Source organism: Novosphingobium sp. TCA1 (assembly GCF_009811895.1).
Lineage (GTDB): Bacteria > Pseudomonadota > Alphaproteobacteria > Sphingomonadales > Sphingomonadaceae > Novosphingobium > Novosphingobium panipatense_A.
In genome coordinates, this window is sequence record NZ_BLJH01000012.1 from 130,793 (window position 1) to 156,619 (window position 25,827).

The 25,827-nt window shown below is 65.9% G+C and carries 23 protein-coding genes; 16 read left to right on the forward strand and 7 right to left on the reverse strand.

What is annotated here, in order from left to right:
* Window positions 1-84: 84 nt before the first annotated feature.
* Window positions 85-1,473: a short-chain fatty acyl-CoA regulator family protein gene (locus tag NTCA1_RS15065; RefSeq protein ID WP_159831100.1), complete on the reverse strand. Its 1,389-nt coding sequence runs from the start codon at window positions 1,471-1,473 to the stop codon at window positions 85-87.
* A 148-nt stretch (window positions 1,474-1,621) separates the two neighbouring features.
* Here NTCA1_RS15065 and NTCA1_RS15070 point away from each other — a divergent pair, with 148 nt between their 5' ends.
* From NTCA1_RS15070 to NTCA1_RS15080, 4 genes are all read left to right on the forward strand, one after another.
* The gene (locus NTCA1_RS15070; protein WP_159831101.1) at window positions 1,622-3,214 is read left to right on the forward strand and encodes an isocitrate lyase; all 1,593 of its coding nucleotides are present in this window, start codon (window positions 1,622-1,624) and stop codon (window positions 3,212-3,214) included.
* A gap of 89 nt (window positions 3,215-3,303) precedes the next feature.
* On the forward strand, window positions 3,304-3,474 hold the full coding sequence (locus tag NTCA1_RS28500) for a hypothetical protein (protein ID WP_165921310.1): 171 nt from the start codon (window positions 3,304-3,306) through the stop codon (window positions 3,472-3,474).
* Window positions 3,475-3,761: 287 nt separating this feature from the next.
* On the forward strand, window positions 3,762-5,831 hold the full coding sequence (locus tag NTCA1_RS15075; RefSeq protein WP_159831102.1) for a bifunctional diguanylate cyclase/phosphodiesterase: 2,070 nt from the start codon (window positions 3,762-3,764) through the stop codon (window positions 5,829-5,831).
* Between the two features lie 142 nt (window positions 5,832-5,973).
* Complete coding sequence (locus tag NTCA1_RS15080; RefSeq protein ID WP_086494051.1) at window positions 5,974-6,903, forward strand: 1-phosphofructokinase family hexose kinase; 930 nt, start codon at window positions 5,974-5,976, stop codon at window positions 6,901-6,903.
* 2 nt (window positions 6,904-6,905) lie between these two features.
* Here the strand turns inward: NTCA1_RS15080 and NTCA1_RS15085 are convergent, their stop codons facing one another.
* Window positions 6,906-7,586 (reverse strand): TetR/AcrR family transcriptional regulator, encoded by a 681-nt coding sequence (locus tag NTCA1_RS15085; RefSeq protein ID WP_236549344.1) that lies wholly within the window; start codon window positions 7,584-7,586, stop codon window positions 6,906-6,908.
* Between the two features lie 150 nt (window positions 7,587-7,736).
* On the opposite strand from NTCA1_RS15085, the gene NTCA1_RS15090 reads away from it, so the two are divergent.
* The 3 genes from NTCA1_RS15090 to NTCA1_RS15100 all read left to right on the forward strand — a co-directional run bounded on the left by NTCA1_RS15090 (window position 7,737) and on the right by NTCA1_RS15100 (window position 11,264).
* Entirely contained in the window at window positions 7,737-8,063 is a 327-nt protein-coding gene (locus tag NTCA1_RS15090; RefSeq protein WP_086494049.1) for a 2Fe-2S iron-sulfur cluster-binding protein, read from the forward strand.
* Between the two features lie 15 nt (window positions 8,064-8,078).
* Complete coding sequence (locus NTCA1_RS15095; RefSeq protein ID WP_159831103.1) at window positions 8,079-9,356, forward strand: cytochrome P450; 1,278 nt, start codon at window positions 8,079-8,081, stop codon at window positions 9,354-9,356.
* Between the two features lie 567 nt (window positions 9,357-9,923).
* Window positions 9,924-11,264 (forward strand): MATE family efflux transporter, encoded by a 1,341-nt coding sequence (locus tag NTCA1_RS15100; RefSeq protein ID WP_236549345.1) that lies wholly within the window; start codon window positions 9,924-9,926, stop codon window positions 11,262-11,264.
* Here the strand turns inward: NTCA1_RS15100 and NTCA1_RS15105 are convergent.
* The 4 genes from NTCA1_RS15105 to NTCA1_RS15120 form a co-directional block, all read right to left on the reverse strand.
* Window positions 11,251-11,853 (reverse strand): DUF938 domain-containing protein, encoded by a 603-nt coding sequence (locus NTCA1_RS15105; protein WP_159831104.1) that lies wholly within the window; start codon window positions 11,851-11,853, stop codon window positions 11,251-11,253. The two genes, NTCA1_RS15100 and NTCA1_RS15105, sit on opposite strands and share 14 nt — an antisense overlap.
* Window positions 11,854-11,996: 143 nt before the next feature.
* On the reverse strand, window positions 11,997-13,547 hold the full coding sequence (locus NTCA1_RS15110; RefSeq protein WP_133083715.1) for a DHA2 family efflux MFS transporter permease subunit: 1,551 nt from the start codon (window positions 13,545-13,547) through the stop codon (window positions 11,997-11,999).
* On the reverse strand, window positions 13,547-14,686 hold the full coding sequence (locus NTCA1_RS15115; RefSeq protein WP_086494045.1) for an HlyD family efflux transporter periplasmic adaptor subunit: 1,140 nt from the start codon (window positions 14,684-14,686) through the stop codon (window positions 13,547-13,549). Before NTCA1_RS15115 ends, NTCA1_RS15110 begins: the two co-directional genes overlap by 1 nt.
* Window positions 14,686-16,152, reverse strand: coding sequence for an efflux transporter outer membrane subunit (locus NTCA1_RS15120; protein ID WP_159831105.1), 1,467 nt, complete (start codon window positions 16,150-16,152; stop codon window positions 14,686-14,688). The genes NTCA1_RS15115 and NTCA1_RS15120 overlap by 1 nt, the downstream gene beginning before the upstream one ends.
* A gap of 78 nt (window positions 16,153-16,230) precedes the next feature.
* On the opposite strand from NTCA1_RS15120, the gene NTCA1_RS15125 reads away from it, so the two are divergent.
* The 7 genes from NTCA1_RS15125 (at window position 16,231) to NTCA1_RS15155 (ending at window position 23,240) form a co-directional block, all read left to right on the forward strand.
* Entirely contained in the window at window positions 16,231-16,836 is a 606-nt protein-coding gene (locus NTCA1_RS15125) for a TetR/AcrR family transcriptional regulator (protein ID WP_133083713.1), read from the forward strand.
* 50 nt (window positions 16,837-16,886) lie between these two features.
* On the forward strand, window positions 16,887-17,396 hold the full coding sequence (locus tag NTCA1_RS15130) for an asparaginase domain-containing protein (RefSeq protein WP_133083712.1): 510 nt from the start codon (window positions 16,887-16,889) through the stop codon (window positions 17,394-17,396).
* Between the two features lie 247 nt (window positions 17,397-17,643).
* A complete protein-coding gene (locus NTCA1_RS15135; RefSeq protein ID WP_236549346.1) occupies window positions 17,644-19,116 on the forward strand; it encodes a PAS domain S-box protein in 1,473 nt (490 codons plus the stop codon).
* On the forward strand, window positions 19,109-19,579 hold the full coding sequence (locus NTCA1_RS15140; protein ID WP_159831106.1) for a response regulator: 471 nt from the start codon (window positions 19,109-19,111) through the stop codon (window positions 19,577-19,579). The genes NTCA1_RS15135 and NTCA1_RS15140 overlap by 8 nt, the downstream gene beginning before the upstream one ends.
* 44 nt (window positions 19,580-19,623) lie before the next feature.
* Window positions 19,624-21,390: a bifunctional diguanylate cyclase/phosphodiesterase gene (locus NTCA1_RS15145; protein WP_159831107.1), complete on the forward strand. Its 1,767-nt coding sequence runs from the start codon at window positions 19,624-19,626 to the stop codon at window positions 21,388-21,390.
* Window positions 21,391-21,522: 132 nt separating this feature from the next.
* A complete protein-coding gene (locus NTCA1_RS15150) occupies window positions 21,523-22,038 on the forward strand; it encodes a nitroreductase/quinone reductase family protein (protein ID WP_159831108.1) in 516 nt (171 codons plus the stop codon).
* A 35-nt stretch (window positions 22,039-22,073) separates the two neighbouring features.
* Complete coding sequence (locus tag NTCA1_RS15155; protein ID WP_159831109.1) at window positions 22,074-23,240, forward strand: MaoC family dehydratase N-terminal domain-containing protein; 1,167 nt, start codon at window positions 22,074-22,076, stop codon at window positions 23,238-23,240.
* A gap of 31 nt (window positions 23,241-23,271) precedes the next feature.
* Here the strand turns inward: NTCA1_RS15155 and NTCA1_RS15160 are convergent, their stop codons facing one another.
* Entirely contained in the window at window positions 23,272-23,916 is a 645-nt protein-coding gene (locus tag NTCA1_RS15160) for a PhzF family phenazine biosynthesis protein (RefSeq protein WP_236549347.1), read from the reverse strand.
* Between the two features lie 62 nt (window positions 23,917-23,978).
* Between NTCA1_RS15160 and NTCA1_RS15165 the strand changes: the two genes are divergently transcribed.
* Entirely contained in the window at window positions 23,979-24,764 is a 786-nt protein-coding gene (locus NTCA1_RS15165; protein ID WP_159831111.1) for a sulfotransferase family 2 domain-containing protein, read from the forward strand.
* A 215-nt stretch (window positions 24,765-24,979) separates the two neighbouring features.
* Window positions 24,980-25,750 (forward strand): SDR family oxidoreductase, encoded by a 771-nt coding sequence (locus NTCA1_RS15170; protein ID WP_236549348.1) that lies wholly within the window; start codon window positions 24,980-24,982, stop codon window positions 25,748-25,750.
* The last annotated feature ends 77 nt before the right edge of the window (window positions 25,751-25,827 follow it).

Here is a 25,827-nt window from a genome sequence, read left to right on the forward strand (position 1 = left end):
CGGCTGCTATCGCAAGCATTTGCACCGCGCCATCGCCACGGCGGAATCGTCACATTAGAGAATTAATATTCGGAATAGGGAATATCAGCTTTCGGAGAAGGTATAGGGCTGCGCCGCGCGGCGATAGTCGTCGGCCAGCACGTCGCGGCCGATCGGCGGCACCGAGCGGGCTGCGCAATCCGCGCGCTGGCAGAGGCGGCAGGTCACGCCGATGGGCGTTGCCTTGGCCTCAGCTTCACCGCCATAGACCAGCTTTCCCGCCTCTTCCGCCGCGCAGGCGAGCGCCACGGCGCGGGTGACTTTCATCCGCCCATGCCGCCCCTCGCCCGAGGTGACGGTGCGCGCGATCGAGAAGAAGCGCTGACCGTCCGGCAGTTCCAGCCACTGGGTCCGCACTTCGCCCGGCCAGCGGAACACCTGATGTACCGACCACAAGGGACAGCCGCCGCCATGCGCCGCAAAGGGGAAGCCCGCGCCGTCCAGCCGCTTCGAGACGTTTCCGGCCTCATCCACGCGCAGGAAGAAGAACGGCACCCGCTCCTCCTCCGGACGGTGCAACGTGGTGAGCCGGTGCGCGACTTGCTCGAAACTGGTGCCGAACAACCCGCAAAGCGCCTCTATATCGTAGCGCCGCGCCTCCGCCGCGCGGGCGAACTTGGCATAGGGCATCAGGATCGCCGCCGCCGCGTAACCCGCCAGCGCCCGGCGCACGAGCGTTGCCGTGGTGGTCTGCACAAAGGCGGCAGCGCGCACGACCGCCACGATGTCGCCGCGCATCGCGGTATGGGCGATGTGAGTGGCGATCTGGAAGGCCCGGCTTGAAGGGCCGAGCGTATCGTCGATCAGCAGCTGCTGGTTGTGCCTGTCGAACCGCCGCAGGGAATCGACCATGACGTCGGGCGGCAAGAAGCGCACGCGCACGCCCTTGGCGGCCAGCCATGCGGTGGCGCCGCCGGCCTGCTCGATTTCGCCGGCAAGTTCCTCCGCCCGCACATCGATAGCGTGGAAGTAGTTGCGCGATTGGCCAAGGAACCGCTGCGCCTCACGCACCGGCTCGTTCTCTTCCGCCGCCGGGCCGGAAGCGCGCTGCTCGGCCAGAGCCTGACTCTCGCGGGTGTAAGCGCCGTGAAGCCGCAACAGCGCTTCCGAAATGCCCGGAAAGCTCATCGCCAGGTCGGCAATTTCCAGAGAGGGCAAGTCGATATCGGCGAACAGCGGATCGCGCAGCACATCCCCCACGCGGCGGGCATAGTCCTCGCCATCGTCCCCGGCGATATCGGCAATGTCCAGCCGGTAGGTCCGCGCAAGGCGCAGCAACATGTCCGCCGTGACCGGGCGCTGGTTGCGTTCCAGCAGCGCGACGTAGCTGGGCGAGATCTCAAGATCGTCCGCCATCGCCTGCTGCGTCAGGCCCAGTTCGCGGCGCAGGCGGCGCAGCCTTGGGCCAAGGTATAGAGGTCGTGATTCCGCCATGGCTCAGCAGTTTGTCATGGCTGCACATCTTTACAAGGAATATCTGTAAAGTTTGACAACCGGACTTCGCGAGCCGTTCCGCGCCGCAAAAATGGGGCCTAACTCAAGGTCATCGCCCAAACACATTTTTCGACGGGGACTTTTGGCAGTGACCTACCAGAGCAAGATCACCGAAGCCGGTCAGACCATCGGCACCGAGCCCAATTGGAACGGCATCGAGCCGGAATCGGTCGCGCGCATGCGCCTGCAGAACCGCTTCCGCACCGGCCTCGACATCGCCCGCCATACCGCGCGCATCATGCGTGAGGACATGGCAGCCTATGATCGCGACCCTGCCAACTACACCCAGTCGCTGGGCTGCTGGCACGGTTTCATCGGCCAGCAGAAGATGATCTCCATCAAGAAGCATTTCGGCACGACCAAGGGCCGCTACCTCTACCTCTCGGGCTGGATGGTCGCAGCGCTGCGCAGCGAGTTCGGCCCCCTGCCCGACCAGTCGATGCATGAGAAGACTTCGGTTCCCGCGCTGGTGGAAGAACTCTACACCTTCCTGCGTCAGGCCGATGCCCGCGAACTGGGCATGATGTTCCGCGATCTGGACAAGGCGCGAGAGGCCGGTGACGAAGTCGAGGCCAAGCGCTTTGAACACGCCATCGACAATCACGAGACGCACGTGGTGCCGATCGTCGCCGATATCGACGCGGGCTTCGGCAATGCCGAGGCGACCTACCTGCTCGCGAAGAAGTTCATCGAGGCCGGCGCCTGCTGCATCCAGATCGAGAACCAGGTCTCTGACGAGAAGCAGTGCGGCCATCAGGACGGCAAGGTCACCGTTCCGCATGAGGACTTCATCGCGAAGATCCGCGCGGTCCGCTACGCCTTCATGGAACTGGGCGTGGACGAGGGCCTGATCGTGGCGCGCACCGACTCGCTGGGCGCGGGGCTAACCAAGCAGATCGCCTTCACCCGCGAGCCGGGCGACATCGGCGACCGCTACAACAGCTTCCTCGACTGCGACGAGATCGCGGCGGGCGAGGTTGGCCACGGTGAGGTTCTCATCACCCGCGACGGCAAGCTGATGCGGCCGAAGCGGCTGCCCTCGAACCTCTACCAGTTCCGCAGTGGAACCGGCGAGGATCGCTGCGTGCTCGATTGCATCCATGCGCTGGAGAACGGCGCGGACCTGCTGTGGATCGAAACCGAAAAGCCGCACATCGGCCAGATCGGCGGAATGGTCAGCCGCATCCGCGAAGTGATCCCGAACGCCAAGCTGGTCTACAACAACTCGCCCAGCTTCAACTGGACGCTGAACTTCCGCCAGCAAGTTTTCGATGCGTGGGAAGCGGAAGGCCGCGACACCGGCGCCTATGACCGAGCCAAGCTGATGAGCGTGGACTACGACGGCACTGAACTGGGTAACGAGGCCGACGAGCGCATCCGCACCTTCCAGAAGGACGCGGCGCGCGAGGCGGGGATCTTCCACCACCTCATCACCCTGCCGACCTACCACACCGCCGCCTTGTCGACCGACAATCTGGCCAAGGAATACTTCGGAGAGGCGGGCATGCTCGGCTACGTCAAGGGCGTACAGCGTCAGGAAATCCGCCAGGGCATCGCCTGCGTGAAGCACCAGAACATGGCCGGATCGGACATCGGCGACGACCACAAGGAATACTTCGCCGGCGAGGCCGCCCTGAAGGCGGGCGGCACGCACAACACGATGAACCAATTCGCTGCCTGAGGCAGCAGGGGAACCAGTTCGCAGCATAGCCGATTTTCGAAGGTCACCGGGGACCGCCCCGGGGCCGCCAAGCAAGGAAAGGAAGGTAGATGACCACCATGACCGCCGAACCGGCCCGCGCCCGCGCGGTGCTTTCGAACCAGGACTTCAAGCTGCTGCAGGAAGCCGTCCTCTATTACATGCGTGCGCATGAGGACGATCCGGTCAGCTCGACATACTCGAACCTCTACCACAGGCTCGGCAGCGCCACGCGCCGCTAATCTGGAACACCCGGATCGGCGGCACCGATAAAGCCGCCGACCGGAACACCGGCCTTCGAAAGCCGGACAACCTTTCAGGCGTTTTCCTGGGGAGGAAAACCAGGCCCGTCGCGCTCCGGTGCGGCGGGCATTTTCCCGTCTGTTAACCCTTGCGCGCCGTGCCCAGCCAAATCCGCAAGAAGCGCCCCTGATCGACTGGGTGAAAAAATTAACGTATTGTGTCATACTCTTATACCAGAACAAGGGATCGCCAATTGGTTCTGGAAACGTCGGAAGAGTAAGAAGGCTTGGAAGGTTCAGCGCCGGAATCGCTCGATACTGCGCTCGCGGCTGCGTCGCGCGCGGAAAGACGGCTGCGCGAAGCGATCGATGCACTGCCGCAGGGCGTCGTGTTCCTCGACGACGAAGGCCGCTACATCCTCTGGAACCGCAAGTACGAGGAAATCTACTGCCGCTCCGCCGACCTGCTGGAGCCCGGCGCGCGGCTGGCCGACACCTTGCGCGTAGGCGTCGAGCGGGGCGACTATCCCGAGGCCGCGGGCCGCGAGGAAGCGTGGCTGGCCGACCGGCTTCGGCTGATGCAGGAACCGGCTTCCCGTCACGAACAGCGCCTTTCCAACGGCCGCTGCATCCTTATCGAGGAAACCCGTACCGAGGACGGCGGATCGATCGGGCTGCGGGTGGACATCACCGATCTCAAGCAGAAGGAAGAGAGCTTCCGGCTGCTCTTCGAACAGAACCCTCTGGCGATGTTCGTCCACGATCCCGTGACCGGCCTCATCCTCAATGCCAATGCCTCGGCCTGCCGCCTGTTCGGCTATGACCCGCAGGAAATGGAAGGCCTGCACGCCCGCCGCCTGTTCGGCCCCGAGGCCTGGAGCGCCGCCGCCCGCATGCTGGGATCCGCGAAGCCCGCCTGCATTTCCAACTGGCGAATGCTCCGCCGCGACGGCGAGCTGGTGGAAGCGCATATCTCCACGCAAGTCTCGACCCTGGACGACCGGCAGGTCACGATCGCCTCGATCTTCGACATTACCGAGCGCCGCCGGATCGAACGGCGCATGGAGCACATGGCCCGGCACGACGACCTGACCGGGCTGGCCAATCGCTCCCATTGCCGCGACATGCTGCGCGAGATGCTGGAAGAAGTATCTCCGAACGATACCGTTACGCTGGCGCTGATCGACCTCGATCACTTCAAGACGGTGAACGACACCTACGGCCACCATTTCGGCGATGCCCTGCTGACCGACGCCGCGCGACGCATGCGCGAGCTGATCCCGCCCAGCGCCCTGCTCTGCCGCATCGGCGGCGACGAATTCGCCATCATCTTCCGCAAGTCCAGCCTCACCCAGGCCGAACTTGTCAGCAAGGCGATCATCGCCACGCTTTCCGAACCCTTCCATGTCCACGGCAACACGCTGCATATCGGCGCCACGGTGGGCATGGCGGCCGCGCCTTTCGACAGCAGCGACCACGAAACGCTGATGCGGTTCGCCGATCTTGCGCTCTACGCCGCCAAGGCCGACCAGCGCGGCACCTGCCGCAGCTTCGAGCCTGCGATGGACGAAGCGGCACAGGCCAAGAGCCGTCTGGAAAAGGACTTGCGCAAGGCCGTCCGCGACGGCGAACTGGAAGTCCACTACCAGCCCCTGCTGAACCTCGAGACGGGCGCGGTGGAATGCTGCGAGGCGCTGCTGCGCTGGAACCACCAGGAACGCGGGCAGGTCTCCCCCGAGATCTTCGTGCCCATCGCCGAGGAACTCGGCCTGATCGACAAGCTCGGCCGGTTCGTCCTGCAAACCGCCTGCCGGGAAGCGGTGAACTGGCCGGAGGAGGTACGCGTCTCGGTCAACGTCTCCCCCGTCCAGTTCCGCAACGGCAACCTGCTCAGCACGGTGATCAACGCCCTGTCCAGTTCCGGCCTTTGCGCCGAACGCCTGGAGCTGGAGATTACCGAGGCCGTGCTGATGGAACGCGGCCCGCGTCCCGCCGCGATCATCCGCAACTTGCGGGCATTCGGCATCGGCATCTCGCTCGACGACTTCGGCACCGGCTATTCCTCGCTCAGCTACCTGCTCAACTACCCCTTCACGAAGATCAAGATCGACAAGTCCTTCATCATCAACCTGCACGAGGCCGCCACCTCACGCGCAGTGATCCGCGCCGTGATCGGCCTGGGCCGCAGCCTGGGCCTGATCGTCGCGGCAGAGGGGGTGGAGAGCGAGGTGGAACGCGAATATCTCCGCTCGGAAGGCTGCACGCAGGGACAGGGCTACCTGTTCGGCAGGCCGCAGCCTGCGGCAATGCTGCGGTTTCCCGAAACGTCTCCTCCCAGCAGCCAGGACGTGGCCTGAGCGACACTCCCCAGTCCTCTCCCAGCCCTCTTCACACCGCCAAGCGCCGAAAAAACCGTCCGAATGTTTTGCGCCCGCAAGCGTTAGCGGGCATGAAGGCGGTCCTGCGGCCTCAGGGCCGGCCAATTGGGGAACCGCCCGGATGAAGAGCATCGCCACCCTGACGATGAACCCTACGATCGACGTGTCCTACGATGTCGGCAAAGTCCAGCACACCCACAAGATGCGCACGGACAACGAGCACTACGCACCGGGCGGCGGCGGGATCAACGTGGCGCGCGTCTTCGTGCGGCTTGGCGGCAATGCGCGCTCCTTCTATCTATCCGGCGGCGCGACCGGCCCCGCGCTCGACGGGTTGATCGACCTCCACCAGTTGGTCCGCACGCGCATTCCCATTACCGGCCCCACCCGCATCGCCGCCGACATTCTCGAACACGACACCGGCAAGGAATACCGCTTCACGCCTGCCGGGCCGCATGTCAGCGAAGCCGAATGGCAGGACTGCTTGGACCATCTGGCCGAGGCTGACTGCGACATCCTCGTCATGAGCGGCTCGCTGCCGCCCGGCGTGCCCGACGATTACTACGCCCGCGTCTCGCGCCTCATGCGGGAACGCGGGATCGAGGTGGTCCTCGACAGTTCGGGAAAAGCGCTGGCCGCGGGAATCGCGGAAGGCGGGCTGCTGCTCATCAAGCCCAGCCACGGCGAACTCCAGAACTATGCCGGGCGCAAGCTCGAAGACGTCGAGGCGATCGGCAAGGCGGCGATGGAGATCGTCGAGGCCGGCAAGGCGCGCCTCGTCGCCGTCACCATGGGCCACGAGGGCGCGGTCCTGGCACGCGCCGAAGGGCCGTGCTTCCTGCCCGCGCTCAAGATCGACGCGGCTTCCGCAGTGGGCGCCGGGGACAGCTTCGTGGCGGCGATGGTTCATGCGCTGTGCCGGGGCGACAGCGAACTGGAAGCCTTCCGGCGCGGCATGGCCGCAGGCTCTGCCGCCGTGCTGCGCGCCGGAACCGATCTCGCCCGCCCGGCCGATATCGAGCGCCTGCTGGAACGCATCCAGCCGCTCTAAATTCAGGCCACGATAGCCCGTCTGCAAAAGTCCCAGATCGCGGCGGCCAGCACTTCACGCTCGGCCAGATCGGGACCGCCCCCTTCTTCCTGAAGCAGGAGGGTGTGAACGGTTGTGGAGACGAGGTTGTAGATCAGCCGCGCCTGCAGATGCGGTTCCGCCGGACGGAACTCACCCGTCTCGATCCCCGCCCCCAGGTGCTCGGCCATGAGGTCCAGCAAGGGCTGGAGCGCGGCCTGAAGCTCGGCCGGTCGGGACTGGGCCAGGCGCAAGTGCTCCCGGCTCAACGCCGCGCTGCGCAAGTGCGCCCCGCTCCGCCCCCCGTCGAGTCCCGGTCCAAGCTGGCCCACCACGATGCTGGACACGATCAGATGAAGCGCCTCCGTGGGGCTGGCGATACGGCGCGTCATCTCACCGAACTGCATGGCCGCAGAGCGGAGCGAGGAATCGAAGACGGCCAGGACAAGGTCGTCCTTGCCCTGGAAACGTTCGTAGAATGCGCGGCGGGCCAGGCCGGTCCGCGCCAGGACGGCCCGGATCGTCAGGCCCTCCAATCCCGCCTCGTCGAGCAGGTCGTAGGCCGCATCGATGAGCAGACGGGTGCGGTCCTGCTCGCCGCCCTCGAAAACGGACATCGTTGCGGGCTGGTCGGCATGGGCGGGGGTCGGACGCGATAGGGCCATTCGCGCAGGACTAGGCGCTGTTTCGATCCCGGTCCAGTGCCCTCCCCGTGACGCCGCCTCGTCGATTGACTTGCCGAGGGAACCCACGCTAGACAACATGAGAACAGCGTTCTCAGAAACGCGTCACCAGTTGAAGGACAGGAGAGTTCGATGCCCAAGGTCACTTATGTCGATCACGAGGGCCGCCGGGCCGACGTGGAAGTGGAAGTCGGCGACAACGTGATGCACGGCGCGGTCTACAACGGCGTGGAAGGCATTACCGGGGAATGCGGCGGAGGCCTCTCCTGCGCCACCTGCCATTGCTACATCGATGCCGACTGGATGGACACCGTGGGCGGTCCGTCCTCCCAGGCCGAGGCAGAACTGCTGGAATCCGCAGCCGCCGAGATCAGGGACAGCAGCCGCCTGTGCTGCCAGATCGAGATGACCCAGGCACTGGACGGCCTTGTCGTCCACATGCCCGAACATCAGTTCTGAGCGGAGGGAACGACCATGCCGATAGACGCCGCAAACCCCGTCCCGCCCAGCTTTCCCCGCCATGTCGGCATGGATCAGGTGCCGGATCATGTGCCGGCCGAGCTGATCCGCCAGTCCGGCCTGACCATCGGCCCGGAATTCCTTGCCGGTCCGCACGACTTCATGGCCGCGATGCATCACAGGCAACCGCCGATCTATTACGACGTGAGCCCGATGGGAAACATGTGGCATCTCACCAAGCATGAGGATGCGCTGTTCGGCCTGCGCCACCCGGATATCTTTTCGAACGAGGGCGCCACGCCTTTCCCGCGTGATCCGAACGACTATTTCTACTTCATTCCGATCGAGATCGATCCGCCGCATCATCGCAAGTATCGCAATATCGTCGACCCGGTGTTCAGCCCCAAGGGCGTGCTGAAGCTGGAGGAACTGATCCGCAGGCGCTCCAACGATCTGATCGACGCGATAGAGGCGAAAGTGGCCGCAGGGGGCACTTGCGAGTTCACCGAGGACTTCGGCCGCCCTCTGCCCGTCTCGGTCTTTCTCGACATCATGGGCCTGCCCCAGGCGATGCGCGACACTTTCGTGGAATGGGCGATGGAGCTGCTCCATTCCAACGACCGCGCGATCATGGGCCAGGCCATGGCCAAGATCACCGCCTATCTCAAGGAAGCCATCGCGGAGAAAAAGGCGCACCCCGACGAAGGCGTGGTCAGCCTGATCGCCCATGCGGAGCCGGACGGGGTTCCGCTCTCCGACAAGGAGATCTTCGGCTTCGTCTGCTTTCTGTTCATCGGCGGGCTCGACACCGTCTTCGCCACGCTCAACAACATCTGGCTTTGGCTGGCACAGAACCCGGAAAAGCGGCAGGAGATCATCGACCGGCCGCAGGACATCGATCGCATCGTCGAGGAACTCCTGCGTCGCTGGTCCGTGACTTTCTCCGGCCGCGTGCTCGATCGGGACCATGAGATGCGCGGCGTGACGATGAAAAAGGGCGACCGTGTCACGTTCGTCCTGCCCGCCTGCAACTTCGACCCCGAAGTCTTTCCCGATCCGCTGACAGTGGACTTCGACCGCCCACGCAAGACCATCCTCGCCTTCACGGTGGGCGTGCATAGCTGCATGGGCGGTCACTTGGCCCGACTGGAAGTGAAGATCGCGCTTCAGGAATGGCTGAAGCGCATCCCCCGGTTCGAACTTCAGCCCGGCACACATATCGAATACCGGCCGGGCGGGGTGATCGGGCCGGAAGCAGTGCCGCTGGTCTGGCAGGCGAAAGAAGCCTCCTGAGAGTCTGTTTGAAAATTCGCCGCAGGCGAATTTGGCGGCACCGGCCCACGCCCCCACCCTACCACCCAACGGTAGTATCCTGCGGGTGGTAGGGTGGGGGCGTGGGCCGGTGCCGCACAAAAATGCCCTCTTGGGCAATTTTCAAACGGGCTCTAAGAATTCATCGCCGCCGATAATTCGGCCTCCGCGTCTGCAATTCCGCTTTGAGATCGCGAGAAATTGTTGCAGAGTGCTTGGTGAAAGGCCGCTAGCGGCTTTACCGGCGTTGGGAGAGAGCGCGCCGGGTAGGAAGTTTACTTTCTGTCCGGCGCGCCGAATCTTCGCAGATGCAGCATCTTCTACATAAACGGTTTTAGCGCGCTTGTCCTCCTCAAGGAGGGCAGGCAGCGCGCCGTTTGCTGCACTCGGCCATGTTTATTTCGCACATGCAGCAACTGCGAATCCGCCTCTTCGCAGGAGACCGGACGCATCGAATCGCTGCACCGATTCGCCTCCCCCCATCGGGCCGATTGCCCGCCGCGGACACCGGATGCTAGGGACGGCGCTCCACTCCAGCGCGGACCCGACTTGACCGACAGCCCTGCCCCTTCCCGTTCCAGCCAGGCGCGCCTGCTCTGGTCCATCGCCCTGCCGGCCATGCTCACCAACGTGGCCACGGCGCTGTTCGGCCTGGCCGACATGTGGGCGATCGGCCGCCTCGGCGACGCCCCCGCGCAAGGGGCGGTGGAGCTTGGCGCCAAGTACATGATGGGCCTGCTCAACGTCTTCAACTTCCTGCGCACCAGCACCGTCGCGCTGACCGCGCAGGGCAGCGGACGCGGCGACCGGGGCGCGCAGGCCGAGACGCTGGCGCGGGCCAGCGCCGTGGCCATGGGCATCGGCGCGATCCTGCTCTGCCTGATGCCGATGGCGATCCCCCTTGGGCTTGACCTGCTCGAAGCCGAAGGGGCGCTGCGCGAGAATGCCGGGCACTACATCGCCATCCGCTACTGGGCCGCCCCGCTTTGGCTGGGGAACTGCGTGCTGGTAGGCTGGCTGATCGGACAGCGGCTCGTCCGCCATGTGCTGGTGGTCGAGATCGCCGCCAATGCGGTTCACATCGCGCTCGACCTGTTTCTCGTGCTCGTGGTGGAATGGGGCGTGACCGGCGTGGCGACGGCGACGTTCTGCTCCGAACTGTTCAAGTTCGCCGTGCTTGCCGCCCTGGTCCTGCGCCGCCCCGAAGCGCGCGACGCCTTTGCCGCCGCCCGGCAGCGCGCCACCTGGCGCCGCGCCGAACTGGCCCGCCTCTTCGCGCTCAACCGCGACCTGTTCCTGCGCACGCTCCTGCTCACCGCCGCCCTGCTGGCCTTCGCGCGGACGGGCGCGCAGGCCGGGCCGGTGACGCTGGCGGCGAACGGCATCCTCTTCCAGCTCTTCATGCTGGCGACGCTTTTGCTCGACGGTTTCGAAAGCGCCGCGCAAGTGCTCTGCGGCGAAGCTGTGGGCGCGCGCCGCCGCGAGCACTTCCGCATGACCGTCCGCTCGGCCCTGTTCTGGGGCGGCGTGATGGGGCTCGCCCTGACGCTCGCCTATGCCCTGGCTGGCCGCCGCCTCGCCGCCGCCTTCAACACCGACCCTCAGGTCATCGCCGCCACCGCGACTTATGCACCCTGGCTGACCATGCTGCCGCTGCTCGGCGTATCGGCCTATGTCCTCGACGGCGTGTTCGTCGGCGCCGGATGGACGCGGGCGATGATGGCGACGATGCTGGCGGCAATGGCCGCCTATGCCCTGCTGCTCTGGCTGCTCCACCCCATGGGCAACCACGGGCTCTGGGCTGCCTTCACGCTGTTCTTCGTGGTCCGCGCGGCGGGGCAGATGATCGTACTACCCGGTCTGGAGCGGCGCAGCTTCAGCGCTTCGTGAACACCACGCAGAGGTTGTTGGCAGGCATCGCCGTCACCTGTTCGAGATCGAGGCCCTGCGCCGCGGCCGCTTGCACGACATCCTCCAGCAGCCGCAGTCCCCAGTCGGGATTGCGGCGCCTGAGATCCTCGTCGAAAGCCGCATTGCTTGGCGCGATGACATGGTCGCTGCGGCGATAGGGGCCGTAGAGCACGAGCGGCGCACCGGCGGGCAGCAGGCGCCCTGCCCCCGCCATCAGTCCGAGCGTCGAGGCCCATGGGCTGATGTGGATCATGTTGATGCAGACCACGGCCTCGGCACTTTCGACGGGCCAGCTCTCTTCGGCGGCATCGAGGCGCAGCGGCGCCAGCAGGTTCGGCGTTCCTTCCGCCTCGCGCCATGCCGCGATCGAGGCCAGCGCCTCCTCGTCGGGGTCGCTCGGCTGCCATTGCAGGTCGGGCAGTGCCCGCGCGAAGTGGACGGCATGTTCGCCGGTGCCCGAGGCGATCTCCAGCACGAGGCCCGCAGGCGGCAGGACCTCGCGCAGGACGGCCAGGATCGGATCGCGATTGCGGGCGGCGGCAGGTGCCTGGCGGCGGGCGTCGGTCATGCGGCAGGACTAGGCCGCAAACGTGCAAACCGCAAAGGCCTGATACGCGAAAGCCGCCGACGCTGGAGGAGGGGATAGCGTCGGCGGCTCGCTTGGTCTTCAGGCGGGACGTTCGGGAACTCCTGGGCAGGAACTCCTGGGGATCAGTGCCCGCCCGAAGCCGGCTTCGCGCCGCGCGGGGGACGCGGGGCGATCCAGATAGTGCATGCCGCCACGAACAGCAGCACGGCACAGAGCGCGAAGACATGGACCGTGCCCAGCGCCGTGCCCTGCCCCGCGACCAGGTTGGCCAGGGTCTGGCGTGCCTGCTCGGCGGAGAAACCGGCGTTCTGGAGCTGGGTCATGGTCTGCTGCGCATTGTTCATCGACGCGGCCATGTCCGCCCCGTTGGCGCGGCTCATGTCGTCCCAGGTCGTCGTCACCAGCGCGGTGGCGATGGCGCTGGCAAGGGTACGGCCGAAGTTGGCGATACCCGCCGCGCCCGCCGTCTCCTCGGGGCGGACCGAAGCCAGGCTGATCGTGGTGAGCGGCACCATGAACAGCGAGACGCCCACGCCCTGCACCAGCTGCGGCCAGGCCACCGTCCAGAACGGCACGTCGGTCGACCAGCTGGTGCGGAAGATCGCGCAGATGGCGATCCACGAAATGCCAAGGAACACCAGCAGGCGCGGGTCGAAGCGCTGCATCAGCTTGGGCACGAAAGGCGATGTCACCACCGCCAGCACACCGGCAAAGGCCATCGCTTCGCCCGCGCTCGTCGCAGTGTAGCCCATCGAGGTCTGGAGCCACTGCGGGATGATCACGACGGACGAGAAGTAGGTGCCGAAGGCGATGGTCAGCGAGAACGTCGCCGCCGAGAAGCCGCGGTGGCGGAACACCTTGAGGTCCACCACCGGATGGTCCTCGGTCAGTTCCCATATGACGAAGGCGATGAAGAAGATCACCGCGATCACCGCCAGCGCGACGATGAAGGGCGAACCGAACCAGTCATGCTCGCGGCCGAGGTCGAGCATCATCTGGAACGCGGCGACCCAGGTGATCAGCAGGCCCAGCCCGACGACGTCGATCGGCAGCTTGCGGGTCGGCGTTTCCACCCCGCGCAGCATCACCAGCGTTCCGAAGAAGACCAGCGCCACGATCGGCACGTTGATGAAGAAGATCCACTCCCACGACCAGTTGTCGGAGATATAGCCGCCGACGATCGGCCCCGCGATCGGCGCGGTCACCACCGTCATTGCCCACATCGCCATGGCGCGGGGATGCATGTGCTTGGGGAAGATCCGCAGCAGCAGGGTCTGGGTCAGCGGCATCAGCGGGCCGCCGCAGAAGCCCTGTCCCAGGCGGAACAGCACCAGCAGCGGGAAGGTATGAGCGATGCCGCAGAGCGCGGAGAACACCCCGAACCCGATCAGCGAGAGCAGGAACACGCGCAGGCTGCCGAAGCGCCCCGCGAGCCAGCCGGTAAGCGGCACGCAGATCGCCTCGGCCACGGCGTAGGACGTGATCGCCCAGGTGCCGTTGGACACCGAGACGCCCAGGCCGCCCGAGATATGCGGGATCGAGACGTTGGCGATCGTCAGGTCGAGCACGACCACGAAGTTGGCCATCGCCAGCAGGAAGCCGGCGATGAGCAACTTGGCGCCCGAGAACGTGGTGTCGCCTTCAGTTCCCGGCGCAGTGGCTGCGCCTGCCATCAGTCGGCGTCCGTCAGTTCGATCTCGGCATCCATCGACAGGCCAATTCGCAGCGGGTGTTCCTGAAGTTCCTTAGGATCAAGCTCGATGCGAACCGGCAGGCGCTGCACCACCTTGATCCAGTTGCCGGTCGCGTTCTGCGCCGGGATCAGCGAGAAAGCCGCACCCGTACCGCCCGCAAAGCCGATCACCTTGCCGTGATAAACCACGTCGCCGCCGTAGAAGTCCGACTTGATCGTCGCCTTCTGGCCGGGACGGACCTTGCCGAGCTGCGTTTCCTTGAAGTTGGCATCGACATAGAGATGGCCCACCGGAACCACCGTCATCGCCACGCCGCCCGCCTGGACCTTTTGGCCGACCTGGATCGCGCGCTTGGCGATCACGCCGTCGATCGGCGCGCGCACCACGGTGCGTTCGAGATCGAGCTTCGCCTGATCGAGCTTGGCCTGGGCCTGGCGGATTTCCGGCGCCGTGGTGTCCGTGGTGCCCTTGGTGAGCGCAACGGCAGCGTCTTCCTGGCGCCGCGCGCTGACGGCGGCGGCCTGCATCTGGGCCAGCATGGCGCGCGCCTCGCCCGCGGTGGCCTGCGCTGCGGCAAGCTGCTGGCGGGCGGTGGTCAGTTCGTCACCCGAAACCGCGCCGCTGCCGACGAGGGCCTGACGGCGGGCGAAATCGGTCTTCGCCTTGGTGAGCGTCGCTTCCGCCGAGGCCATGCTGGCCTTGGCCGAGTTGATCTGCGCATCGCTGGCATCCGCAGACGCGCCGAGCGCGCGGTTCTGCGCCAGCGACTGGCCATAGCGACGCTGCGCGGCGGCAAGTTCGGCTTCCGCCTGCGCCAGCGCGATGCGCTGGTCCGAATCCTCGATGCGGAACAGCAGCTGGCCCTTGCGGACGGGCTGGGTGTCGGTGACGAGCACTTCGACGACCCGGCCCGAAGTCAGCGGGGTCACTTGCGCATTGTCGCCGCCGACATAGGCATTGTCGGTCGAGACCGAGCGGCTGCCGATGAAGGCGTCATAGGCGAAGTAGAGCACCCCCACCACGGCCACGCCGATGGCGAGCCCGACGAGAAGCGGCTTGCGCTTGTTCTTGTTGAGCACGCTCCCGGAGCCTTGCTCGTTGGTCTGTTCGTCACGCATTACTCGGGAGCCTTCTTGCTTGAATTGTCTTCGTAACCGCCGCCCAGCGCGCGCTTGAGCGCGACTTCGCTGGCGAGGGTTCGGAAATGGGCATCGACGGCGGCCTGGCGCGCATCGAGCGCGGTGGTTTCGGCACTGAGCGCGTCGAGGTAATTGCCGAGGCCGCCCTTGTAGCGCTTCATGGCGATGTCATAGGCGCGCGACGACTTGGCCTGCGCGTCCGACGTGGCCTGTTCCTGCTCGGCCGCCGCATTGCGGGTCGCCAGCGCATCGGCAACGTCCTGGAGCGCGCCGATCACGGCGGCGTTGTAGTCCGCCACTGCCAGATCGTAGGCGCCGCGCACTTTGGTATATTCGCCCTTGAGACGGCCGCCCTGGAAGATCGGCAGGCTGATCGCCCCGCCCGCATTGCCGTAAGTGGAACCGTCCTTGAACAGGTTCGAAAGGCCCAGGGACTGGAGGCCGAACAGTCCGCTGATCGAGATGTCCGGCAGGAACGCCGCCTTCGCGGCATCGATCCGCTTGCCCGCGCCTTCCGCGCGCAGGCGTGCCGCGACGATATCGGGACGGCGACCGACGAGGCCGATACCGGCATCGGCCGGAACCGGCGTCACCGGCAGGCTGGCGATGGACGTGGGCGCGATCGAAAGGCCGCGATCCGGCCCTGCGCCCAGCAGCGCGGCCAGGGCGTGGCGGCGCAGCAGGATCTCTTCGCTATTGGCCGAAAGCTGCGCACGCGCCGAGGCGGCCAGCGATTCCGACTGGCGCAGCGGCAATTCGCTGTCGAGCCCCTGCTGGTTGCGCTGGTCGCTGAGCGTGACCATCGCCTCGCGCGCCTTCACCGCTTCCTTCAGCGCCTCGCCGCGCGCCACCAGGCGGGCCAGGTCGAAGTAGGAGGAGACCACGTTCGAGGAGATCATCAGCTCGGCCTGGCGGGCATCGGCCTCGGCAGCCTTCTGCTCGGATGTCGCAGCGGCCAGCATCTTGCGATACTTGCCCCAGAGGTCGAGATCGAAATTGCCCGAAAGCGCGAGATCGCCGGTGCTTTTCCAGCCCTTGGGAACGAATTCCGCCGGAATGCCGTTGTTGTAGCTCTGCTTGGTGCCGCCCGCGGAACCCTGCCCGTTGATCGTCGGCAGGGTCGATGCGCCGGCCACTTGCGCGGCGCCGCGCGCCTGCAGGATGCGGGCCTGGGCCTGCGCCACGTCGGGCGAACCGGCCAGCGCCTCGGCCACGAGCCCGTCGAGCTGCGGATCGCCGTAAGCGGTCCACCACTGCTGCTGCGGCCAGGCGGCATCGGTCGTGGAAGCGAGCGAGCCCGATGACAGAGACTGGGCGCTGTCCAGGGTTGCGGGAGCCCGCATCTGCGGCTTCGGCCCGAGGTCGGGCACCGCGCAGGCGGACAGCGAAAGGCCTGCGGCCAGCAGGGAGGCTGCCGCGACTCGGGGGATAGTGATCGTACTCATCAGTACAGTTTTTATCGGAGTCCGGCTTGCGCCTGTCAACGGAAAAGTGTACTAGCCAGTACCACTATGACAAACTGTATGGGCAAGAGAGAACTCAACAAGGCGAAGAAGCGCGCCGCGATCGTGGAGGTCGCAACCAAGTCCTTCTTCGAACGCGGCTATGCCGCCACCACCATGTCTTCCATCGCGGACGAACTCGGCGGCTCGAAGGCGACGCTCTGGGCGCATTTCGCCTCGAAGGAGGAACTCTTCGCGGCAGTGGTGGACAACAAGGTGGACAGCTTCGCGCAGGACGTGAACGAAGTGCTGGTCGGGCAGACTTTCTCGTTCCCCGCGCTGCGGCGCGCATGCCTGCGCTTCCTGGAATGCCTGCTGCGCGAGAACTCGGTGCAGCTGTTCCGCCTGGTCGTGAGCGAGGGCGAGCGCTTCCCCGAGATCAATGAGATGTTCTACGAACGCGGCCCGTGGCGTTTCCGGCGCTGCGTGACCGAATTCTACGCCACGGAATTCACACAGGCCGAAGCCGAAAGGCTGACGCAAGTGACGGTGGCGGCGATGGTCGGCTATCGCTCCGACATTCTCATGCAGCCGAAACGCCCCACCCTGAAGGAGCGCGAGGCTTTCGTGGACAATCTGATCGGCCTGATCGACTGGCCGCGCCGCCCCTGCCCGCAAGCGGCGTGAGGATTGAGGAAGAGCTTGACCCGAAGCGGCCGGAATAGGAAACGGCGGCCATGGACAAGCCTTCCCCGCCAGCTTTGGCCCCGATCCTCGTCGTCACCACCGGCGGCACTTTCGACAAGCAGTATTTCGACGCTCTCAGCGAATACCAGATCGCCGAGAGCGTGATCGAGAAACTGCTCAAGGTCGCGCGCGTCGCCCATCCGGTGCGCGTGGTGGAACTCATGCGCAAGGACAGCCTGGAACTGACGGATGAGGATCGCGCGGCGATCCGCGCCATCGTCGCCTCGGCGCCGGAAGCCCATGTGGTCATCACCCACGGCACCGATACGATGACCGACACGGCCAAGGTCCTCGCGGACGTGTCCGGCAAGACCACGGTGCTGACCGGCGCCCTCGCCCCGGCCCGCTTCGCCGAAAGCGACGCCACCTTCAACCTGGGCATGGCCTTCGCCTGCTGCCAGTCCGCGCCCGAGGGCGTGTGGATCACGATGAACGGCTCGGTGTTCAACGGCCTCAAGGTGCGCAAGGACCGCGAGGCGGGCAAGTTCGTCAGCATCTGAGGATAAGGGGGGCGGGCTGAGGATAAGGGGGCCTGCCCCACCTCCGCCCGGCCCGGCGCCCCCGTCCTTCCCAAAACTAAGGGCAAAACCGGAAAGCCTCTTTCGTCACCTGCAAACGGCCTGTCCCTAGACCATCACGCGGAAGGCCGATCGCCGCGTCGCTCATGAATGCGCACGACCTCCCGGTCGCACGGTAGATGCCGCCCCCGTTTCGGGGCCATCGTTGGCATTCTCGGGGGAACGGTTCGTGACGGTAGCGCTTCAGAATCAAGCCGATGTCCATCTGGCGCTGACCCATGCGCCGATCGGCGCGATGATCATCGACCGGGCGGGCGTGATTTCCTGGGCCAACCAGCCGCTGGCGGCGCTGCTGGGCGAACCCGACCCTGCCGCCCTGCGCCTTACCCTGGCTTTCGTCTGGCTGCCGCAGGACGAGGCGGAAATCCTCCAGCAGATGCTGGACCTGTTCTTCGCCGCCCCGGTGGAGGCCAGCCCGGCCTGGTCGCGCGTGGTCACGATCAAGGCGCTGGAGGGCATCGAACAGACGGTCGAACTGACACTGACCTCCGCGCCCGGAGACTTCGACAAGCGGGCGATCCTGTGGTTCCAGAGCCTGACCCGCCAGACCATTGCCGAGCGGCGCTTCACCCAGATCTTCGAGAACCTGCCGCTCGGCGCGCTCGTGGTCGACAGCCGCCAGCGCGTGGTCCAGGTCAATTCCGCGCTCGCCGCCGAGTTCGGCTACCCCCGCGAGGAACTGGTCGGCCAGCCGCTGGAGATGCTGCTGCCCCCGCGCTACCGCGCGCCGCATGGCGAGCACGTCGCGGGCTACATCGCCGCGCCCAGTTCGCGGATGATGGGTTCGGGGCGCGACCTCACCGGCCTGCACCGCTCCGGGCAGGAAATCCCCGTAGAGATCGCGCTGACCCGGCTGGAAAACGGCGCGCAGCCGATGTTCATGGCGATCGTCAGCGACATTTCCTCGCGCAAGCGCGGCGAGACCGCGCTCCAGCAGACCAATGCGCAGCTTGAGGAATTCACCTATGTCGCCAGCCACGACTTGCGCTCGCCGCTGCGGGGCATAGCCGACCTCGTCACCTGGATCCGCGAGGATCTGGCCGGAACCGCGCTGCCGGAAGACGTCGAGCACAATTTCGAGCGCATCGCCCTGCGCATCGACCGCGCCGAGCAGATGATCGACGACCTGCTGAGCTATGCCCGCGCGGGCGTGCAGGACCGGCACCGGGAGACGATCTCCCCCGCCGATCTCGTGGACGAGGCGCTCGGCCTTGCCCTCGTGCCCCAGGGCTTCACGGTCGAGATCGACCTCCAGGGCGGCGACATCGTCGCACCGCGCGCGCCGCTTGCCACCTCGCTGCGCAACCTGATCGGCAATGCCGTGAAGCATCATGGCGGCAATGAGAATGGAAGCGGGACGGGCCACATCCGCATCGCCATGCGCGAGGAAGGCCGCTTCTCGGTCTTCACCGTCGACGACGACGGCCAGGGCATCGCCCCCGGCAACGAGGAGCGGATATTCAAGCTGTTCCACCGGGCCTCCCCCGGCACCAGCGGCGACGGCGTTGGCCTCGCCTTCACCCGGCGCATGATCAATGCCCATGGCGGCATGGTGACGGTCAGGTCCCCCGGATCGCTCGGCGGCGCCTCCTTCGAAATCCACTGGCCCCGGATCCTGCTGAAGGAAAACGAGGATGACTGAGCCGGACGGGAAGACCACGCCCCCCATGCCTCCGTTGGACTGCACGGTGCTGGTGGTCGACGATGACGACGTCGCGCTGGAAGGCGTGCTGCGCAGCTTCCGGCGTCACGAGGTGCCCTGCCGCGCCGAAACCGCAGGGGACGGCCGCGAGGCGCTGGAGATCCTGCGCGGGCACCACCCCCGCAAGCACGTCTCGACGCCGGTGATCGTCCTGCTGGATCTCAACATGCCGAACATGGACGGTTTCCAGTTCCTGGAGGAACTGCGCGCCGATGCCGAGCTGAAGCGCACGGTCGTGTTCATCCTCAGCACCAGTTCGCGCGATCAGGACCGCTCGCGCGCCTACGACGAGCAGGTCGCCGGATACATGGTGAAATCGGCGGTAGGCCCGCAGTTCGCCCGGCTCGCCCAGTTCATCACCAAGTACGCCACCACGCAGAACCTGCCCGCACCCGCGCATTGAACAGCATCCCCTGTCGGGGCCACATTTCGGAGGGATCCAGAACGATGGACTACAATTACAACGGCAAGACCGAAATCCACGCCCTCGTCGTGGACGACGACGATGTAGACCGGGAACGCCTGATCCGCATGCTCCAGCGCGGCCCCCGCACCATCAATGTGATCGAGGCCTGCTCCCAGGCGGAAGCGCTGCAGATCATCCGTCACGCCGAGCCTTCTCTGGACATCGTCTTCCTCGACTTCGGACTGTCCGACGGCGACGGGCGGGATCTGGTGCCGACGATCCGCGCCGAAGTGGATCAGGACTGCCCCATCGTGGCCGTCACCGGCAATGCGGACGAACAGATCGCGGCGGATTCGATCAAGGCCGGCATGACCGAATACCTCACCAAGCGCGCTCTCTCTCCCGAACGCGTGGCCGCCTCGGTCGAGGAAGGCATCGCCTGGCGCAAGTACCGGCAGGACCTGCGCCGTACCGAGGAGGAACTGACCCATCGCAGCCTGCACGACCCGCTGACCGACCTGCCCAATCGCACCCTGCTGTTCGACCGCCTGGGGCAGGCCTGCGCCCGGGCACGCCGCAACGGCAGCTCTTTCGCGGTGATGATGATCGACCTCGATCGCTTCAAGGAAATCAACGACAGCTTCGGCCATGCGGCGGGCGATGTCGTGCTCACCACCATCGGCCGCCGCCTGCGCGGCCATTTGCGCGAGGTCGATACGGTAGCGCGCCTCGGCGGTGACGAGTTCGCGCTGCTGCTGCAGGACGTGCCGGACTATGAAACCGCCACCGGGCTCGCGGGAAAGCTGGCGCGGGTGATCGAGCAGCCGATCGTCCACGAGAACCGCATCCTGCACGTCGGCGCCTCCATCGGCATCGCCATGTGCCCGCAGCGCGGCTATGCGCCGACCGGCCTGCTCTCCGCCGCCGACGATGCCATGTATGCCGCCAAGCGCGGGCTCGACAAGCTGGTGACCAGCCGGGAGAGCCTGCCCGCCGCCCCGGCCTTCGATCCCAAGGACATGCTGGAGGAAATCGACCAGGCCATTTCCCACGATGCGCTGGAATGGCACTGGCAGCCCAAGGTGGACCTGCGCGACGGACGCGTGCTCGGCTTCGAGGCGCTGGTGCGCTGGCGCCATCCGCGCAGCGGCAATATCCCCGCAGACCAGCTCATCCGCACCGTCGAGCAATCTCCCTTGCTGGAGACCTTCACTAACCAGTGCCTCGATACGGTGCTCGCGCAGTTCGCGCGGATCCAGGACAAGGTGGACGGCGCCTCCATCGCCATCAACGTCTCCGCCCGGATGCTCGAACGCCCGACTTTCGTGGACAGCGTGGTGGAACTGATCGAATGCCACCGCATCGCGCCCGAACGCGTGACGCTGGAACTGACCGAGACCGCGCTGATCACCAACCCTTCCCAGGCCAAGCGGGTGATCGAGCGCCTGCACGAACACCGCATCCCGCTTTCGATCGACGATTTCGGCGCCGGTTTCACCTCGTTCGGCTACTTGCGCGAATTCGCGATCAGCGAGATCAAGATCGACCGTTCGTTCATCTCCCGCTTTACCGAAAACCGCTTCGACCAGTCGCTGGTCAACAGCCTCGTGGTGCTCTGCGAAAGCCTGGGCATTCCGCTGGTGGCCGAAGGCGTGGAAACGCCGGAAACGCAGGAACTGCTGGTATCGCTCGGCTGCAACGCCGGGCAAGGCTACGGGATCTGCAAGCCGATGCCTTACGACGACGTGCTCGACTGGATGGACAACTGGCGGGGTCAGGCGCCGATGATCCGGCAGGTCAACGCCTGAGCCGCTCGCCCGTTCTTGTCACCGGGGCGCGAACTACGCCCCGGTGATACCTGCCGGCTCCCCGGCCATCATCGCTGGACCCCGACGGCGTCATTCGCGATCCTTCGCCCATAGTTTGGAGAGGAACGCGTCATGAGCGACGAAACGGCAGCGGCGATCAGTGCCGTGCGGCGCGATTGGGTTACGGAGCACCGCGACATGTACCTTGGCTCCGGCGGAGCCCAGGGGCACATCATGGACATTACCCCCGTCGGCGGGCGCAAGTTCGCGACGCACTGCCTGGTCAAATATACCGGTCGCAAGAGCGGCAAGACCTTCATCACGCCGCTCTGCTACGCCGATATCGGCGGCGAAGTGGTGATCTGCGGTTCGAAGGGCGGCGCGGATAACCATCCCCAATGGTATCTCAACCTCGTGGACCGGCCCGAGGTGGAATTCCAGATCGCCACCCAGGCTTTCAGGGGCACCTGGCGCGAACCGGAAGGCGCGGAACGGCAAAAAGTCTGGGACTTCTTCGTCGATTGCCACCCCTTCTACGCGACATACCAGACCTCGACGGAACGCGTGCTGCCGCTGGTCCTGATGACCGCCGAGGAACCGATCCCGGTGTTCCGGGCCGAAGACGCCACCGGCATCCGCACCACCTGACTTTCCCGGACACATTCTCAGGACCTTGCACCAAGATGAGCACCGCCACGATCGACTTCACCGATATCGACCAGTACCTCGGCAAGCCCATGGACTTCTCGCCCATGCGCGAACCCGTTGCCAACAACGACATCCGGCGCTGGGTCCATGCCATGCATTACGCCAACCTGTTGCACTTCGACCCGGCCACTTTCCAGAACAGCCGCTGGGGCCGCCTCGTCGCGCCGCAGAGCTTCGCCATCGCCACCGATGACGGCCACGGCGCCGCTCCGGCCTGCGTCGGCTGCATCCCGAATTCGCACCTGCTGTTCGGCGGCGACGAATGGTGGTTCTACGGCCCCCGCATCGAGGCGGGTGACGTGGTGACCAACACCCGCATCCCCTTCGACTACAAGATCAAGGATACCGGCTTCGGCCCCACCTGCTTCCAGCGGGGCGACAACAACTATTCCAACCAGAAGGGCGAAAATATCGCCAGGCAGCGCTCCACGGCGATCCGCTATCTCGCCCACGCCGGCGGCGATTCCGTGAAGGCCGAGGAGTTCGACGAACCGGAAAGGTCGGACGAGGCGATCGCGGCACTGGAAGACCGCAAGTTCGCCTGGGTGAAGATGCTGCACGACCTTGGCCACAAGGAACGCTGGTGGGACGACGTCGCCGTGGGCGATCAGCTTCCCGAGCGCGTTTTCGGCCCGCACTCCATCGCCAGCTTCGCCACCGAATGGCGCGCCTATATCGTCAATACCTGGGGCACGATGGACTTGCGCAAGAACGACCTCGAAGCCCTGGGCTTCACGAGGGAGATGGCCGGGTACGAGAACGATCCCGACATGATGCTGGTGAACCCGGCCCTCACCGACGGCGCCTATTACGGGCCGTCGCGCGGGCATCTGTTCCCGAAATATGCGCGCCGGATCGGCATGCCGCGCGGCTATGGCTACGGGGCCTCGATGGGATCATGGGTCACCGATTTCCTTTCGGGCTGGGCCGGCGAGCACGGCATGGCCGTTCATTCCGTCGCCAACTATCGCGGCCCGGCCCTGACCGGCGACGTGACCATCCAGACCGCCGAAGTGACCGAGAAGTCGGTGGACGAGGAAGGCCGCCACCTCGTTCACGTCAAGCACCTCATGACCAACCAGAACGGCAAGACCATGTGTACCGGCACCGCAGAAATCGCGCTGCCGAAACGGTCGCAATAAGGGCACGGCTCAATGCTAGGATGGCCGGGACTCAGAACGGTCCCGGCACCGTCCCACCCGCAGATACTGTCGCGACCTTGCCCGCCACCCAGACCGAACGGTCCGCTTCGCGGCGGCAATGGACCAGGCCGTCCGCGCCGACCTTGCGCCCCTGTGCGGCGATGTAGGCCGTTTCGGCCTGTCCGCTGGCGAAGAGATATTGCGCCACGGCGGCGTTGAGGCTGCCGGTCACCGGATCCTCGCAGAGGCGGCCTCCGGCATCGGCAAAGAACCCGCGCAGTTCCCACGCGGCCCCATCGCCTTCCGCGCGGCGGCCCAGCAGGGCCACATCGGTATGGAGCGGCGCCCGCGCCGCTGGCTCCGCCGCCAGCACGGCCTCTGATGACGTCATGTGCAGGACTTTCCAGCCCGGCCCGTTCGCCGCATGGATCCCCGCGATCACGTCCTCCGGCCTGACGCCGCAGAGCCGGATCGTCTCGGCCAGATCGGCGGCATCGAGCGGCCCCGAACGTGCGAGTTCGGGCGCGCGGAAGGCCAGCATCCCTTCCTCGCGGCGCACTTCGACAAGGCCGATGCCGCATTCCTGCACGATCGCCCCCGCCGCCTTGGGCACGCCGCCCAGCGGTTTATCGACGCTGAACCACGACGCGCCGACCGCACGGACGGCGCGTCGCATACCCGCCACGACTGAAATATTTCGAAATAGCCGGGCGACCATAAGCCCCTAAGCCCCGCCGCATGGCACCCGAGTTAGAAGCGACTACCGGCACCACCGGCGTCAACCGCATCGTCGCCTCGGCCTTCGGCGTAAGGCTCGTCAGCGACATTCCCGAACGACTTTGCCGATACGGCATCAGCCCCTGGCTGGACGGCAAGCGCCGCCGCCGCATCGACCGGATCCGCGCCAGCCGCCTCCTGTTCATCCACGTCCCCAAGAACGCCGGAACCTCGATCTGCGACCGCCTCTATGGCGCGCAGATGAAGCACTGCTCGGTCCGCTACTATGCCAAAGTCGCGCCCGACCTGCTCGACCTGCCGAGCTTTGCCCTCGTTCGCGATCCGGTGGAGCGGTTTCTCTCCGCCTTTCGCTACGCCCGCACCGGCGGCACCCGCCACCGCACAATCTCCCGCCCCTTCCGCGAACGCTACGCGGGCTTCGACGGAATTTCCGACGCGATCGACCATCTGGCACAGGCGCGATCGCCTTTCGACGTCGATCATATCTTCCGCCCGCAGAGCTGGTATCTGCTCGATGCAAACGGGCGTGCCGCCGTCGACCGGCTGATCCCCTACGAGCAGATCGGCGAGATCGGCCGCCGCACGGGAAGGTCCGAACTCGACACCCTGCCGGAGTTCAACCGCAGCCGCGATAGCGCCGAACGCCCCAGCCCTGCCCAGCTCGATTTCCTCTGCCGCTTCTATGAGGCGGACTTCGCACTGCGCTTCCAGGCGATCACCGGGATCACCGCAGCCCTGCGCCCCGTTCCCGGCAGAACCGCAGCGGTGCCAATGCCCGCAGGATAAGGCAGGCTTGCTGCAAGAGCGAAGAATGGTGAAGGAACTGCTTTCCTACACCCCCGGTATGTGCTCCTATGCCGCCCGATGATCGCCTGCCTGCCCTTCCCGTCTCGCCGCCTGTCCATGTTCGGAGCCGGGATCGCGGATCGGGCGTTTTTTCCCTCAGAACAGTGTAAACCGTGTCAAGCGGCCACGCCGAGGGCTGCGTCGGGGGCCAAACCATGACCACTCGGCCCATGACCGCCCGGCCTGCCATGCTGGTGACCGGCGGCGCCAAGCGGATCGGCGCGGCGATCGCCCGCCGGTTCGGCAGCGCGGGATGGCATGTCGTCATCCACTACGGCCATTCCCGCCAGCAGGCCCTGGCTCTCGCGGAAGAACTGCCCTCGGCGGAAATCGTCGGCTGCGAACTCGACGACTGGGAGGCCGGACCCGCGATGGTGGCGGATCTCGCCGCCCGGCTCACCGACTGGCGGGTGCTGGTGAATTGCGCGGGGATGTTCGATCTCGACACCGCGCAATCGCTCGATCCCGCCACTTTCGAGAAGGCCATGCGGGTCAATGCCGGAACGCCGGCCCGGCTCGCGCAGGCCTTCCTGGCCCATGCACAGGCCCGTGGCGGCCGCCGGGTCATTCACGTCACCGACCAGAAGCTGCTCAATCCGAACCCGGATTTCTTCTCCTACACGATGAGCAAGCACGCCCTTGCCGCGACGATCCCCATGCTGTCGATGGCGCGTCCGCATCGGGATGACCGCATCTACGGCCTTGCCCCCGGTGCGATCCTCGCGAGCCATGACCAGACGGAGGCGGAAACCGAAGTCTCTCACCGCATGAACCTGCTCCAGCGCAAGACCACGCCCGAAGACGTGGCCTCCGCCGCGCTGTTCCTTTCGCAAGGCTGGGTGGAAAGCGGCGAAACCCTCTATGTCGATTCCGGCCAGCATCTCCTCTCTCAGCCCCGCGACGTGCTGTTCCTCGCACGTCAGTGAATTCTTGAAAGCACGAGTCAAAGTCATTTCGTTTTCGCTTGCGGTGATCGCAGGCGAAATTCTCTTGCACCGGGCCG